Annotated in this window: 13 protein-coding genes; 11 read left to right on the top strand and 2 right to left on the bottom strand. The window is 35.3% G+C overall.

The annotated features are described in order from the left end of the window. Window positions 1-9: 9 nt before the first annotated feature. Entirely contained in the window at window positions 10-1,173 is a 1,164-nt protein-coding gene (locus tag B9Y84_RS10795) for a hypothetical protein (protein WP_085517113.1), read from the bottom strand. Between the two features lie 60 nt (window positions 1,174-1,233). Here B9Y84_RS10795 and fabG point away from each other — a divergent pair, with 60 nt between their 5' ends. The 3 genes from fabG to B9Y84_RS10780 all read left to right on the top strand — a co-directional run bounded on the left by fabG (window position 1,234) and on the right by B9Y84_RS10780 (window position 4,833). Continuing rightward, complete coding sequence (fabG, locus tag B9Y84_RS10790) at window positions 1,234-1,986, top strand: 3-oxoacyl-[acyl-carrier-protein] reductase (protein WP_085517112.1); 753 nt, start codon at window positions 1,234-1,236, stop codon at window positions 1,984-1,986. Between the two features lie 262 nt (window positions 1,987-2,248). Further along, complete coding sequence (locus B9Y84_RS10785; protein WP_085517111.1) at window positions 2,249-2,743, top strand: hypothetical protein; 495 nt, start codon at window positions 2,249-2,251, stop codon at window positions 2,741-2,743. 47 nt (window positions 2,744-2,790) lie between these two features. Then, window positions 2,791-4,833, top strand: coding sequence for a CHU_0125 family OmpA-like outer membrane integrity protein (locus tag B9Y84_RS10780; protein ID WP_085517110.1), 2,043 nt, complete (start codon window positions 2,791-2,793; stop codon window positions 4,831-4,833). A gap of 324 nt (window positions 4,834-5,157) precedes the next feature. Here B9Y84_RS10780 and B9Y84_RS10775 read toward each other — a convergent pair whose 3' ends face one another. Then, window positions 5,158-6,276: a T9SS type A sorting domain-containing protein gene (locus B9Y84_RS10775; RefSeq protein ID WP_176223773.1), complete on the bottom strand. Its 1,119-nt coding sequence runs from the start codon at window positions 6,274-6,276 to the stop codon at window positions 5,158-5,160. Between the two features lie 283 nt (window positions 6,277-6,559). Between B9Y84_RS10775 and B9Y84_RS10770 the strand changes: the two genes are divergently transcribed. From B9Y84_RS10770 to B9Y84_RS10735, 8 genes are all read left to right on the top strand, one after another. Beyond that, window positions 6,560-7,345, top strand: coding sequence for an enoyl-CoA hydratase/isomerase family protein (locus tag B9Y84_RS10770; RefSeq protein WP_085517108.1), 786 nt, complete (start codon window positions 6,560-6,562; stop codon window positions 7,343-7,345). A gap of 148 nt (window positions 7,346-7,493) precedes the next feature. After that, window positions 7,494-8,972 (top strand): lipopolysaccharide biosynthesis protein, encoded by a 1,479-nt coding sequence (locus tag B9Y84_RS10765; protein WP_085517107.1) that lies wholly within the window; start codon window positions 7,494-7,496, stop codon window positions 8,970-8,972. 25 nt (window positions 8,973-8,997) lie between these two features. Then, the gene (dut, locus tag B9Y84_RS10760) at window positions 8,998-9,429 is read left to right on the top strand and encodes a dUTP diphosphatase (protein ID WP_085517106.1); all 432 of its coding nucleotides are present in this window, start codon (window positions 8,998-9,000) and stop codon (window positions 9,427-9,429) included. Between the two features lie 187 nt (window positions 9,430-9,616). Continuing rightward, on the top strand, window positions 9,617-10,627 hold the full coding sequence (locus tag B9Y84_RS10755) for a sugar phosphate nucleotidyltransferase (RefSeq protein WP_085517105.1): 1,011 nt from the start codon (window positions 9,617-9,619) through the stop codon (window positions 10,625-10,627). A gap of 59 nt (window positions 10,628-10,686) precedes the next feature. After that, complete coding sequence (locus tag B9Y84_RS10750) at window positions 10,687-12,393, top strand: tetratricopeptide repeat protein (RefSeq protein ID WP_085517104.1); 1,707 nt, start codon at window positions 10,687-10,689, stop codon at window positions 12,391-12,393. Continuing rightward, window positions 12,377-13,123, top strand: coding sequence for a lipoprotein insertase outer membrane protein LolB1 (locus B9Y84_RS10745; protein ID WP_085517103.1), 747 nt, complete (start codon window positions 12,377-12,379; stop codon window positions 13,121-13,123). The genes B9Y84_RS10750 and B9Y84_RS10745 overlap by 17 nt, the downstream gene beginning before the upstream one ends. Then, window positions 13,113-14,318, top strand: a complete 1,206-nt coding sequence (locus tag B9Y84_RS10740) for a murein hydrolase activator EnvC family protein (protein ID WP_085517102.1) — start codon at window positions 13,113-13,115, stop codon at window positions 14,316-14,318. The genes B9Y84_RS10745 and B9Y84_RS10740 overlap by 11 nt, the downstream gene beginning before the upstream one ends. Before the next feature lie 139 nt (window positions 14,319-14,457). Continuing rightward, a complete protein-coding gene (locus B9Y84_RS10735) occupies window positions 14,458-14,700 on the top strand; it encodes a Sec-independent protein translocase subunit TatA/TatB (protein ID WP_013455447.1) in 243 nt (80 codons plus the stop codon). The last annotated feature ends 1 nt before the right edge of the window (window position 14,701 follow it).

The following is a 14,701-nucleotide window of genomic DNA, read 5'->3' as shown; positions in this document are numbered from 1 at the left end:
GAAAACGGTCTAGAAAAAAATTTTAGCTGACTTAGGATTGTGAATACTTCTATAATTCCACTGAGCTACATTTTGTACCGTTCTGGCAATGTTATACAATAAAAGTAAAGCCAAAAGTGTAGAAATTATTATTTTGATTCGTTTCGAATGGAATTTAGACAAAGCTTCTTTGGATAGTAGGACTATCTGTAAAATTATAAATGGAAAAACAGGGGCTAAAAACCTCCCTGTTTCACTTGTTTCAAATTTAGGCATAGCCATAAAAAAAATAATATAGCTCGAAAAAATTATCAATGGGAAGGTTTTTGGATTGCGAACAAAAACCAGCGTTAAAATAGTGAGTCCAAAAGTTAGTAGTATCCACGGGGGAGTGTCTGCTTGGATTGGAATGAAGAACCTTATGATTTCTACAGAGTATGTTTCTAGATTGGGAATAAAGTCAACTATGAAGTGGCGATCTGAGAAATCGTAATCTTCTGTTTGATGTATTTTATGGTAGCTGTTCCATACAATGTTTGGAGCCACAATCAGAAGATTAATCAAAGCCGATGTAAATAAAAATTTCCAATTTCGATCTTTTAGAAAAATAACAAAACAATAAAGGGAGAGTCCGAATATTATAAAGACGCCTGCATTTCTCTGCAAGCACATTAAAGTCAATAATATAGAAGAGATTAGCAAATTATAATTTTTGTTCTTGGCTTGGCTCCATTTCTCGTAATAGAATAAGCCTGAAAAAAGTAAGAAAGTAAAAATTGTCTCAGACCATAGGAAACTGCTTATCAAATATGGATACACACTTAGAATGAAGATTGCTAAGCTGATGATTACTAGGTGTTTTGGGTATAAGTGTTTGAAAAACAGGTAGATAAAGAACAAAGAGGACAGGAAGCAGATAACATGAATTATATGGTAAGTTGTTTCATTGAAAAAGCTCAAAACAATTGGAAATAGTGGAGGCCAAAAGACATAAGCACCCCCATCCCATGCGAGAAAAACTTTTTCAGATTGAAAACTCCTCGAGGCAGCCCAATAGTGAAAGGAATCTGAAGTCCATATTAGACCACCAAAAGTACTATAAACATGAATGCCAAATGCAAGCAGTAATAGCCCGCCAACAATTTGCCATTCATATTGATCAGTGATAGTTTTTGCTTCTATTTTACCTTTCATTTTCTAAATTAGCTTATTCCTTGTAATTTTAGGCTTTTTAGAATCAACTACAAACCCATTATGACAAAACTATTAGAAGGAAAGACTGCACTCATCACAGGTGCTTCAAAAGGAATAGGCAAGGCCATTGCTCAAAAATATGCTGAACAAGGCGCTAATGTAGCTTTTACTTTTTTATCAAGTGTAGAAAAAGGTCAAGCGCTAGAAAAGGAATTATCTGATGCGTATGGAGTAAAAGTGAAAGGCTATCGTTCTGATGCCTCAGATTTCAAAGCTGCTGAAGAATTGATAGCCGAAGTAGTTTCAGATTTCGGAAGCTTAGATGTTTTGGTGAATAATGCGGGCATCACTAAAGATAATTTGTTGATGCGTATGACGGAAGAAATGTGGGATGATGTCATCAATATTAATTTGAAATCATGCTTTAATACAGTAAAAGCTGCAAATCGTACCTTTATGAAGCAGAAGAGTGGTTCAATCATTAATATGACCTCCGTTGTAGGGATAAAAGGTAATCCAGGTCAGGCAAATTATTCAGCTTCAAAAGCAGGTATTATCGGTTTTACCAAATCTGTTGCACTGGAATTAGGGTCTAGAAATATACGATCAAATGCTGTAGCACCTGGATTTATTGAGACTGAAATGACAGATGCCTTGGATGAGAAGACAGTTCAAGGATGGAGAGATGCAATTCCATTGAAAAGAGGCGGTACACCGGAAGATGTTGCTGATCTATGTGTATTCCTGGGTTCTGATATGTCTTCTTATATAACAGGACAAGTATTTCAAGTGGATGGAGGGATGTTAACTTAATTCTTGTTTAACAACTTCAATATACCTGCTAGGATTCTTTACTTAAATTATTGAGACAATTGGTCTTGATCAAAATGTAACTGGGTAGCTCCTGGCAGGTTTGAACTCCACTAGCATCTGCAAGTGAGTAAATTGTATTGTAAATTGTCCTTTACTTTCCTGCGAACTTATTAACTTTCGCATCCGTTTAGCAGAGAAAATAATTAGGCGTTTTGAGTTGAAGCGCTGCATAGGCAATTACTTCTTTTTTAATACTAAAATTATGTATACTAATTTTAAAGATCTTGATGCAAGTTCTAGACTTTGGGTTTATCAAGCCAATAGAGCTTTTAATGAAAATGAAAAGCAATTTATTTTAGAAAATGGAAAATCCTTTGTAGAGACATGGACAGCTCACAATAAAGAGCTCAACGCATCCATAGAAATAAGATATGATCAATTTATCATTTTGGCAGTAGATGAAACAAATGCTTCTGCTACAGGATGTTCAATTGATAAGTCGGTTCATTTTATTAAAGCATTAGAAAATGAGCTGAAAATTAACTTACTTGAGAAAAGTAAAGTTGCTTTCTTAAAAAATGACGAAGTGATTTTAGAAAGTTTGTCGTCCATTAAAAGCAAAGTGGAGTCAGACGAAATCTCGGCTGATCTATTAACTTTTAATAATATGGTTTCTGATAAAAATCAATTTGAATCAAATTGGTTGATACCGGCTAGTGAAAGCTGGATGGGGAGATTTTTTAAAACAAAAGTATGATCTTACTATTTTTTTCGTTTTAGTACTTAGATTTTAAATCTGAATCATTGAAAAATTTATCATTAATAATAATTGGTTTCCTTCTCTTGTTCAATTCATGTTCTGTTTACAAAAAAGCAGAAAAGAAATTTGAGAAAGGGGAGTTTAACTCCGCAATCAATTTTTACAAGCAAGCAGTAGAGAAAAATGATAATGCCGCTCAAGCATTATTTTATACTGCTGAGTCTTACCGTCTTTCTAATCGCTTGGAAATAGCAGCACCTTATTACGAAGCTGCTATTGAATCTGGTTATCAGGAGGATGAAGTTTTTTACAATTATGCTTTAGCCCTAAAGGCAAATTCAGATTATAAAAATGCCAAAGAAGTTCTTGAGAGCTACCTACTGAAAGCTAATAATCCAGAGATAAAGCGTTTGGCTGAATTTCAGCTAAAGAATTTATATAACATTGACGAAATTCTTGAAGATCAGACTTTTTATACGGTAAAGAACTTAAAAGATATTAATACATCTGCTGCAGAATATGCTCCTTTCTTTCATGATGGTGAGCTGTATTTTACCTCAACTCGTGATGAGGATGGAAGGGTCTACAAAGCGACAGGAGATAATTTTTCTGATATTTATAAAGTTGATTCGAAAGGTGCAAATGTTGATACCACAGAGATTGAGAAACTCCCTTCTATTATAAACTGGACCGATGCAAATGAAGGTTCCGTAGCAATTGATGGTAGAGGTAGGACCATGGTTTTTGCCAGAGGAAATACGGGGAAAAGAAAAGGCCTAAATGATGTTAACTTATACATAACCCGATATAGAAATGGTAATTGGTCCGAACCGGAATTGATGAGGATTAATGACCCAAATGCATGGAATTCTACTCCTGCATTTAGTGAAGATGGGCGGACCTTGTATTTCTCTTCAACGCGAGAAGGAGGTTTTGGAGGAGTTGATTTATATTCTGCAACCGTTAATAGTAGAGGGCAATGGGGAAATGTAAGAAATTTAGGAGATAAAATTAATACTCCTGAAGATGAAATGTTTCCGTCTGCTTCTCAAGATGGAAAACTGTACTTTTCTTCAAACGGACACCCCGGATTAGGGAAACTTGATATCTTTGTTGCTGAACGAAAGGGAGGAGATATTACCATTTCTCATTTGGGCAAACCTATGAATTCCAATAAAGATGATTTTGCGGTTTTTATGTATTCTCCTGACCGTGGGTTCTTTTCTAGCGACCGGCCTGGTGGTGAAGGGCGGGATGATATTTATACGTTTAAAAATGAGGATCCAAATTTAAAAATTGTAAACTATTTCTTGGCAGGTGTTACCACCACAAATAATTCCAATGATGAAGAAGTAATTTTGCCAGGTGCAAATGTCAGAATTTTTTCTCAGGATAGTGTTTTGCTAGGCGAGATTTTGACAGGGCAAGACGGTAAGTTTAACTTTCGTGTTTCTGAGGAAGAAGACTATTTTATCATTGCAGAGAAAGATAATTACTTCACCACAAGAAAGACTTTCTCCACCAAAGGTAAATCATTAGATAAGTCTAAGCTAGATGCACTTATTACTAACAAAGTATTTGAAACGGAGATTTTGCTAGAAGAAATTATTTTAGACAAAGCATTTGAACTTGAAAATATTTACTATGACTTTGATTCCGCAAATATTCGTGCAGATGCGGCTATTGAGCTTGATAAATTGGTGACTATCCTCGAAGACAATCCACCGATTAAAATAGAATTAAGTTCTCATACTGATGCCAGAGGAGATGCAGCTTATAATCAAGAATTATCAAAAAGAAGAGCAGAGTCAGCCGTTGCTTATATTATTTCTCAAGGAATTGATCCATCCAGAATTAGAGCTAGGGGTTACGGGGAGAGTCAATTGATTATTCAAGACGCAAAGACCGAAGAGGAACACGAAACCAACCGTAGAACAGAATTCAAAGTAACTGAATACGATAAAGAAATAGCTAGAAGGATTAGAGAGCAAGAAGAAGCTCAATTTAAAAAAGGCACAGTAGAAGTAGAAATTAAAGAGGAGAAAGAAGTACCAGAAGCCTCAACGGATGAGTTTGATTTTAATTAAAGCCACCTGACCCCCAAAGGGGGAATTTTCTCACAGATTATACTTATTTATTTTAATGTGATACAGAATATTCCTGAGTCACATTATTTTGCTCTTTTCATTTGAAAGTAAAGATGCTGTGTCATTTTACTGGTCCGCGAAATCCATGCGTGTTCCCCCTTTGGGGGTTAGGGGGCTAAAAAAAGCCCCACATTTCTGCGAGGCTAGCCCTATTGTTGCATGATGATGAATTTTAATTATTTAAGTCGAGCTCCTTCAGTTTCATATTAAGCAGCACTAGTATTTCCGCGACCATTCCCCGCCAGTTGGTGGCGGACTAGGGGGCTACTGAACTATCACTCTAATATTCTCTTGCAAGCCATTATGGTTTACCCTCAAAATATACATGCCAGACTTCAGTTTCTGATTGACTTGGAGAGTTCCATTTGTATCAAAATTTCTAAATTCTTGGACTTTAATACCGTTTAGATCGAATAAACCAATATAAGCCAGATCCTCTCTAAATTCAGTTGGTACTTGAATTTTTAAATTAGAAACATTTTTTATTGGATTAGGTGAAACTGCAAGTTTCCCTTCAAAACCAACTTCAATTTTTACAACAGGTGAATATTCAAATGAAGCATCAATATCTACAGCTTTCAATCTGTAATAGATTATGCCAAACGCAGTATTTCTGTCAGTGAAATCATAATGCACATCCGAATTACTTTCACCTATGCCCTGTACCAAGCCAATCTGCTTCCATTTATTTTGATCTAGAGAACGTTCAACCTCAAAGTGGGAAAAGTTTTCTTCCTTGGCTGTAACCCAATTTAGATCTATATTTTGCTTTGATTTTGAAGCATTGAAGGATTTTAGTTCGATTGGTAAAGTAGCATTTGTCACTCCTAATTCATTAACAAGGTAATCTGCCAATGCCTGATCATTATCAACCATATCTTGAGCATTTCCTGGAGTAGTTCCTGCATAATTACTTCCACCACCTGTGCCTAGATTATTTGTTCCTAGAATATAAAAATCACCGCTATTTGAAATATTGGTATTGTTACCGGTAGATGCGGAACCAACTACTACCAATTTACCACTAGACGAAACATTTATATTGTTATTCGATTCCAAGTCGCCAAGCACAATTAATATACTTGAACCTCGAATGGTTAGAACAGTGTTGTTTTTGAAAATAAGATCACCTGTAACTATCAAAGTATCAGTGTCATCTGTACTATTATTTAGAGTAATGTTTACGTTTTGGTCAAAATCAAGATTACCAGTTCTAGTCACAGTACCGTTAATGGTAAGGTTGATGTTTTTAAGGCCAGAGGTTCCTGGTGCATTGCTTCCATTCCAAGTTGAATTGGCTGTCCAAGCTCCAGATTGCTCATCAAAACTTGATTGGCTGAAAGCCGGAAAGCTTATCAATAATAAAAATAAAATCTTTTTCATAATCATTAAATTAGATATGCAAATATACGAGATATTCGTATCGCTAGATGTTATTCAATCAGGGAAAACCCTATTTTTCTTACATGTTATGCCTATTATACGATCACTCAATGGTTTTTGGGTGTCAAGCATTCATGGCTTCCGTTAAATCGCTGGATTTGGTCGATAAAGCTTCTCAGAACTGAGTTTTAGTTATATGGATGTTATCATTAAAACAAATAGCCCTTTGTGATTGGCTCTGCATGCGCTATATTTGCAAGCTAAAAGAAACTAGAATTCATTTATGGCTGATTTTGAAAACCTACAACTGGCGAATGATAATGGTGTTTTAACCGTCACCATCAACAGAGCCGAAAAACTAAATGCCTTAAATATCGCCACTATAGAAGAATTGCGTGAAGCTTTCCAAGATATTTATGATAATCCTGAAGTAAAGTCTGTCATCATCACAGGTGCTGGTGAAAAGGCTTTCGTGGCTGGAGCGGATATTTCTGAAATATCAGAACTCAATGAAATGAATGGCAGGAAGTTTTCTGAAAATGGTCAGGAAGTTTTTGAAATGATTGAAAAATGCCACAAACCTGTATTAGCAGCAGTCAATGGCTTTGCTTTAGGAGGAGGTTGCGAACTAGCTATGGCTTGTCATATGCGAATAGCGACTCCAAACGCAAAATTTGGTCAACCGGAAGTGAACTTGGGTATTATCCCGGGTTATGGCGGAACGCAAAGATTGACGCAATTAATAGGAAAAGGAAAAGCCTTGGAATTAATGATGACGGCTGATTTTATAGGAGCTGAAGAGGCGAAAAGTCTTGGTTTAGTGAATCATATAGCCGAAAATCGAGAAGAATTGATGACTTTAGCGAATTCTATCCTAAGCAAAATCAACAGTAAAGCACCCTTAGCAATTGGGATGGTCATCGATAGCGTAAATGCGTATTACACAGGCGAAGAAAATGGCTATCAAACGGAAGCCAACAGCTTTGCAGCATGTTGCAAATCGGAAGATTTTAAAGAAGGTACCAAAGCCTTTTTAGAAAAAAGAGCTGCTGAGTTTAAAGGAGAGTGATTAATTAATAATTAGTAATTTTTTAATTAGTAATTATAAAGAATATGGTAAATAGGGAGTTAAATTATCGTTTTGGTAGTCATCTCCCTATTTTTAATCTCTGTCTCTCAACTTCCTTCTTCCAACTTCAAGCTTCCAACTTCGCTCCATGAACCCACTAAAAAAATTAGCATCTGAAGCCGGTTTATATGGATTGCCAAGCATTTTGGGCAGATTGCTAAACTATTTGTTGGTTACTCTTCATACAGCCGTCTTTATTCCCGAACAGTTTGGAAGTATAGGTCAATTATATGCTTACGCTGCTTTTTTAAATATCATTTACACCTATGGCATGGAAACGGCTTATTTCCGTTTTACCACCAAAGAAAAGTCTGAAAATTATTATGAATCTGCTTTTTCTTCAATTCTTTTAACCTCTATCATATTTAGTGGCGGTATTTTTATTTTAGCCGAAGAAATCATAGAGATTCTTGAATTATCTGTTGAAACATACATTGTCCGCTACCTTGCTGTCATCTTTTTTGTTGATGCTATAGTGGCAATTCCGCTTGCAAAACTCCGATTAGCACACAAAGCAAAAAAGTTTGCAGTTACCAGAATGAGCAGTATTGTATTTAGTATATTGTTCAATTTACTATTTCTTGTACTTTTCCCTTTTTTGGCAAAAGCGGGCATTATGGATTGGGATACCCAAAAACCATACGATATAGGTTATGTCTTTTTAGCCAATCTATTAGGCAATGCCTCAATGGTATTGATTTTATATAAAGAAATATTCTTTTCCAGGATACGACTTGATTGGACTAAGACTAAAAGGATGTTGATTTATGCTTATCCAATTCTCCTGATGGGTTTAGCTGGAATGGCAGTTGATCAATTGGATAAAGTGATTTTTGAATATCTATTGCCTTCAAACTTTTATACAGACACTACTGCAAAAGCGGCTTTAGGTATTTATTTTGCGACTTTCAAGTTAAGTGTATTTATGGCTTTGGCTATTCAGGCCTTCCGTTATGCAGGTGAACCATTCTTTTTTAGTCAGGCAGAAGATAAGAAAGCTCCAGAGCTGTTTGCAAAAGTACTTTATTATTTTGTTGCTTTATGTTTATTGATTTGGGTAGGAGTAAGTCTCAATGCAGATTTAATAGGTCGAATATTTTTGAGGGGTGAGGCATACAGAGAAGCATTGTTTTTGGTACCAATTCTATTATTAGGTAAATTATTTTTCGGGATTTATATCAACCTTAGTATTTGGTTTAAAATAACGGATAAAACGTATTATGGTGTTTACATCAGTTTGGTAGGTGGCGGGGTCGCATTGTTTGGGAATATTTTGCTGATTCCTGTTTTAGGTTATACAGGTGCTGCTTTAACTTCAGTCTTAGCTTATTTCAGTATGATGATTTATTGCTATTTTGCTGGTCAAAGACATTTTTATATCCCATATCCTACTGGTAAAATATTCTTAAATGTACTGATAGCGGGAACCTTAATTACTGTATTCTTCTACCTCAAACCAACATCAAACATTTGGAACTACACCTTGGGAATCGTCATTAGTCTTCTGTATGCTGGCTTAATGTTTTTATATGAGCGGAAAAGGATTTTTTCCGATAAATTAAAATGATACTTTTGAGTTTGAAAAATAAATTATGCAAGTTAAAGTTATAAATAAGTCAAAGAATGAATTACCAGCTTATCAAACGGATGGTGCCGCAGGCTTGGATTTAAGAGCAGATTTACCTGATCCCATTAATTTGAAGCCAATGGAACGAATCTTAGTCCCAACCGGCTTATTTTTGGAATTACCTCTTGGTTATGAAGCTCAAATTCGGCCAAGAAGTGGATTGGCTTTTAAACACGGAATTACGGTTTTGAATAGTCCTGGCACAATTGATGCTGATTACAGAGGAGAGATTAAGATTTTATTAGTGAATTTGTCCGATAAGCCTTTTTTAATTGAATCAAGTGAAAGAGTTGCGCAGATGGTAATTTCCAAACATGAACAGATAGAATGGAAAACAGTGGGACGCTTGGAAGATTCTGAGCGAAGTGCTGGTGGTTTTGGGAGTACGGGGAAATAGAGCCCCCTAACACCCAAAGGGGGAAAGTCGCATGGATGTAATGAAGTAGAAATCTTAAATAAATCCTTGCTTTTTGTAGTAACTTATGGCGAAAATTTAAATAGATAAAAGGTCAAATTAAAAAACTAATGTTCCTCCGTGAATATTTTCCCTTAGGGGGATAGGGGGCTATAAAAATATAAATATTATGAATATCATCATTCCAATGGCAGGCATGGGTAAACGCATGCGTCCACATACATTAACAGTACCGAAACCATTAGTCCCCATAGCAGGAAAACCAATTGTCCAACGATTAGTAGAGGACATCGCAAAAGTTTGCGGCAGTGATGTAGATCAAATTGGATTTATTATCAAGTCTTCTTTTGGAAAAGAAATTGAAAGCAGTTTGTTGAAAATTGCGGAATCTGTTGGAGCCAAAGGTTCAATTCATTATCAGGAAGAAGCATTAGGTACTGCTCACGCGATAATGTGCGCTAAAAATCTATTGGATGGAAATACTGTAGTAGCTTTTGCAGATACTCTTTTTAAGGCCGATTTCAAATTAGATACTTCAGAAGAAGGTATTATCTGGACACAAAAAGTGGATGATCCTTCTGCTTTTGGTGTGGTGAAAGTGAATGATGAAAATATTATTACTGATTTCATAGAAAAGCCGAAAACACCGGTCTCTAACTTAGCTATTATTGGTATTTACTATTTCCAAAAAGGCGAGGATTTAAGAAAGGAACTTCAATATCTTTTAGATCATGATATAAAGGATGCGGGTGGAGAATTCCAAATCACAGTGGCACTCGAGAATATGAAAGCGAAGGGCGTAAAATTACGACCTGGGACGGTTACAGAATGGTTGGACTGTGGGAATAAAGATGCTACAGTGTATACAAATCAACGATATCTGGAGTTTTTAAAAGGGCAAGAACTAATTAGCAAATCTGCAAAAATAGAGAATACTGTTATTATACCGCCAGTTTATTTGGGTGAAAATGTTAGTGTTAAGAACTCTGTGATAGGTCCACACGTTTCCATTGGAGAAGAAACAGAGGTCGAAAATAGCAGAATAAGTAATAGTATTATTCAAACAAATTCCGTGATATCTGAAGCACAAATTAAAAACAGTATGTTAGGAAATTTTGTATTGTATGAAGGTTCAGCTAAAGATTTGAGTATAGGTGATTATAATAAGGTGACAGAATAATAGTGAGAAGCGATTTGAACAACATTTTTAAAATAATTTTAATATCCTGTTTCTTCTGGATGCAAGGGGTTTTGCTTATTGCACAGACGCCTGAAACTCCTATGCAAGAGGATATTTTGCCTGATGCAGATCCTTTGAAGGTTGATCGTTTTAATGTAGAGTTCTTATTAGTCGAGGGGATGCATTTCCTAGCTATTGATAATCAGGCTAAAGCATTAGATAGTTTTATCAAGGCACACCAAATAATGCCTGAAAATGCTGCTGTAAATTTTAAAATAGCGAAGATTCTGCATCAAAGCTCCGATTCTGATCAAGCCCTGTTTTACATCAGTAAAGCCACAGAAAAAGAAAAGGAAAATTATTATTATCAAGCGCTAAAAGCAGAGATTTTAACAGATAAAGGTGACCTAAAGAACGCAATTTCCACTTATGAAGATCTGTATCGTTTTTCTGAGGACGCACCAGATGACTACCTGCTAGAACTGGCAGCCTTATATCTTTATAGCGATAATCCAGATATGGCTTTAGAAACGTACGATAGAATTGAAAAAAGATTAGGAATACTAGAGGAGGTTAGCACTCAAAAGCAGAAAATATATTTAAAGCAAAATAAGCTGAAAGAAGCAATAGCGGAGGGCAAAAGATTAGTAGAGGCTTATCCTAAAATAAGTGAATATGCCGTTTCAGTAGCTCAAATATTAGTTTCAAATAATAAAAATGAAGAGGCTCTTAATTACTTGAAAAATTATTTAGAAGAGCATCCTAACCAAGCTTTGGTTGAAATGGAGTTAGCCAAATTGTATAGACAATCCAATGAGACTATCCTTGCCTTAAAGCATTTTGAGAAAGCTTTTCAATCCGAGGAAATCCCGCTCGAAGCCAAGTTGAATAATTTTGTAGCCCTTATTCAAAAACTTTCGCAAGGAGATGAAGTAGAAAAACTCAAAGCCTTGGGAAGCAGTATTTTAGAAATTCATTCCACTGATGCCAATGCCTTTGCTGCTAATGGTGATTTGTACTTTGCACTTAATCAAAAAGATAGCGCTAAATATTTTTATGAAAAGGCAGTGACGTTGAATGGAGATAATCTTCAACTCTGGCAAAACTTATTGTCCCTTGAGATGGAAAATAAAAAGTATAAAAAGGTGGTTAAGTATGCTGATGAGGCTATTTCCTATTTCCCTAATCAGCCAGTACTTTATTTGTACGCAGGTTCCGCTCATTTTGCAATGAATGATTTTAAGAAGGCGATTATGTTTTGGAAGCAAGGCAAATCTATAGTTTACGGAAATGATAGAATGAAAAGTAGTTTTGCAGCGCAATTAGCAGATGCCTATCATGCTGATAAGCAATATGAAGAAGCTTTTAGAACCTACGAAGAAGCTATAAAATCTAATCCTTTAAATTATTTTGCCATTAATAACTACGCATATTATTTGTCATTGCAAAAGAGGGATTTAGAACGAGCGAAGGAATTGTCTTCTAAAATGGTAAAAGCTAATCCAGATAATGCTACTTTTTTAGATACTTACGGGTGGGTGTTGTTCCAGAAGGAAGAATATCAGGAAGCGCTAAAGTATTTAGAGAAGGCGGTTCAAAATCAATCGTCTGCTACCATAATAGAGCATTATGCTGATGCCCTATACAAAACGGGTCAGAAAGAAAAAGCATTAGAACAGTGGAAGAAGGCTAAGTCTTTAGGAGGAGCTTCTGAATTAATTGATAAAAAAATATCCGAAAAAAAATATTATGATGCGTCTATTTAGTGTGTTGATTTGTTGTGTAGTGTTGATTTTCTCTTCATGTGGTAAGAAATTACTACCTACCTCTAGTATAGAGGAAGAATACGCTCTAGAGAAATTTGATTTTGAATATTTGCAAGCTAAGTCAAAAATTCGATTCAGCTCATCGGATCGAAATTTAAGTTCTAGTGCGAGTATTCGGATGAAGAAGGACAGTGTAATATGGATTTCTGTTTCGCCAGTTTTTGGTATTGAAGCAGCAAGAGGTTATATTAGTCAAGACACTATTGTTTTTATGGATAGAGTGAATAAGGACGTTTATAGGTACAATTACGAGTCTTTAAGTAATGCGCTCAATTTTGAAATAGATTTCCAAATGGTTCAATCAATTATTTTGGGGAATCAAGTTTTTGATTTCCAGCGAGAAGATAATTTCTCTAAGAGATCAGGTGAACTTAAAATTGATCAAAAAAGGGGTAGATTTGAATTGGAAACATTTGCTTCTTCTAAAAACAGGAAAGTGAAAAATGTTAAAGTTCGTGAAATCCCTGATGGAAATAGAATGGAAATTATTTTTTCAGAGTTTAACATAGTGGCAAGTCAAGCATTTCCTTTTAGAACCAATGTTGAAATTCTTTCAAAAGGGACTAAAGGAGAAGAATCTACACAGATAGAAATTAATCATTCGAAAGTTGAAGTAGGCGATAGCCCAATGTCTTTCCCTTTTAGCGTACCGGGTAAGTATGAGAATTAGTATTTTTCATATAAGTCTATTTTTTTTCTTGTTCGCACTGGGACACTTGGCTAGTGCCCAGAAATCAAGAGAAGAACTCGAGAAAGAAAAAAAGGAAAATCTCGAAAAAATTAGTCAAGCTGAAAAGATTCTCAATCAAACAACGTCCAAAAAGAGGGCAACAATCGGTCAATTGAATGCGCTAAATTATAAAATTGATGCCCAGCAGTCCTTAACAAACTCTATTTCAAATGAGCTTAACTTGTTAAATCAAAAGTTGAATGAGATTGGCAGCATCATTAATTCTATGGAAAGCGACCTAGATAAAATGAAAACAGAGTACGCCAGCATGATTTATGCTACTCAAAAAAGCAATCAATCATTAAGTAAACTAGCCTATATTTTTGCTTCAGCATCTTTTTATGAGATGTTCATGAGACTTAAATATATGGAGTATTATGGAAAAATGCGGAGGCAGCAAGCTGCTCAAATTGAGATTATAAGAGATTTATTGATCGGCCAAAAAGAAAGCGTAGAAAAGGTGAGGATGGAAAAAAGCACTTTGTTGCAAGAACAAATTTTCCGGAATAGAGAGTTAAATAAATTGAAACAGCAGCAGAGTAGCCTGGTTGCAGAGCTGAATACAAGGGAAAAACAGGTCAAAAGTGAAATCGAAGACAGAAAAAAAGCTGTTGATAATTTAGAGAAAATTATAGCGGAATTAATAAAGAAAGAAATAGAGAAAAGTTCAAAAGGGACTTCTTCTACTAAATTTGCGCTTACTCCTGAAGCAAAAGAGCTATCTGATTCCTTTGCTGGTAACAGAAATAAATTATTCTGGCCTGTGAATTCTGGTTTCATTTCTCAAAAATTCGGGACGCATCCCCATCCTGTTTATAAAAATATTCAAGTTAATAATGATGGTATCGATATTCAAACCAATGAAAATGAAGCTATAAGAGCAGTTTTTGCAGGAGAAGTTAGAAATGTTGCTTTCATACCGGGCATGAATAACGTAGTGATGGTGCAACATGGTGAATATTTCACTGTTTACGCCAGACTTAAAGATGTCAAGGTTAAGAAAGGAGATAAAATAACTGCTAAGGAGACTTTGGGTATAGTGTATACAGATAATGATGGTACCTCAGAAATCCAATTTCAAGTTTGGAAAAATAACCAGAAGCTGAATCCTGAGCAGTGGCTGTTTAAGAAGTAATTAATTTTTGCTGCAGTTAACTGAACTATTTCTATTATCTTAACCTTTCTCATAATAGGTATTTAATTTTTTGATCAGTGATTGCTTAGGCAATCAAATATTATTTAACTTTACAATCACATTTATAATACAATAAGCAATGAACACAGTATTTGCATTTTTAGGAGGATTAGGAGGATGGGAAATTCTTCTGATCATGTTAGTGATTTTAATATTTTTTGGTGCTAAAAGAATTCCGGATCTAGCAAGAGGTTTAGGTAAAGGCATCAGAGAATTTAAAGATGCTACCACAGAAATTAAAGATAATATAGAAGATGGAGGGACAAAGAACACAACCTCTAAAACAGATAGCACTGAAAGTAGCAATACTAAAGACCAATAAA

This window comes from Marivirga sericea, assembly GCF_900177665.1.
GTDB classification, from domain to species: Bacteria; Bacteroidota; Bacteroidia; order Cytophagales; family Cyclobacteriaceae; genus Marivirga; species Marivirga sericea.
The sequence above is the reverse complement of the archived record's forward strand: the minus strand, read 5'-3'. Positions and strand labels throughout refer to the sequence as shown.

What these genes read in the sequence shown, in the direction of transcription:
- B9Y84_RS10745 (WP_085517103.1), top strand. Translation starts at nt 12,377, where the DNA reads ATGATGCGTCTATTTAGTGTGTTGATTTGTTGTGTAGTGTTGATTTTC.
- B9Y84_RS10750 (WP_085517104.1), top strand. Translation starts at nt 10,687, where the DNA reads ATGCAAGGGGTTTTGCTTATTGCACAGACGCCTGAAACTCCTATGCAA.
- B9Y84_RS10740 (WP_085517102.1), top strand. Translation starts at nt 13,113, where the DNA reads ATGAGAATTAGTATTTTTCATATAAGTCTATTTTTTTTCTTGTTCGCA.
- dut (WP_085517106.1), top strand. Translation starts at nt 8,998, where the DNA reads ATGCAAGTTAAAGTTATAAATAAGTCAAAGAATGAATTACCAGCTTAT.
- B9Y84_RS10735 (WP_013455447.1), top strand. Translation starts at nt 14,458, where the DNA reads ATGAACACAGTATTTGCATTTTTAGGAGGATTAGGAGGATGGGAAATT.
- B9Y84_RS10785 (WP_085517111.1), top strand. Translation starts at nt 2,249, where the DNA reads ATGTATACTAATTTTAAAGATCTTGATGCAAGTTCTAGACTTTGGGTT.
- fabG (WP_085517112.1), top strand. Translation starts at nt 1,234, where the DNA reads ATGACAAAACTATTAGAAGGAAAGACTGCACTCATCACAGGTGCTTCA.
- B9Y84_RS10765 (WP_085517107.1), top strand. Translation starts at nt 7,494, where the DNA reads ATGAACCCACTAAAAAAATTAGCATCTGAAGCCGGTTTATATGGATTG.
- B9Y84_RS10775 (WP_176223773.1), bottom strand. Translation starts at nt 6,276, where the DNA reads ATGAAAAAGATTTTATTTTTATTATTGATAAGCTTTCCGGCTTTCAGC.
- B9Y84_RS10770 (WP_085517108.1), top strand. Translation starts at nt 6,560, where the DNA reads ATGGCTGATTTTGAAAACCTACAACTGGCGAATGATAATGGTGTTTTA.
- B9Y84_RS10795 (WP_085517113.1), bottom strand. Translation starts at nt 1,173, where the DNA reads ATGAAAGGTAAAATAGAAGCAAAAACTATCACTGATCAATATGAATGG.
- B9Y84_RS10755 (WP_085517105.1), top strand. Translation starts at nt 9,617, where the DNA reads ATGAATATCATCATTCCAATGGCAGGCATGGGTAAACGCATGCGTCCA.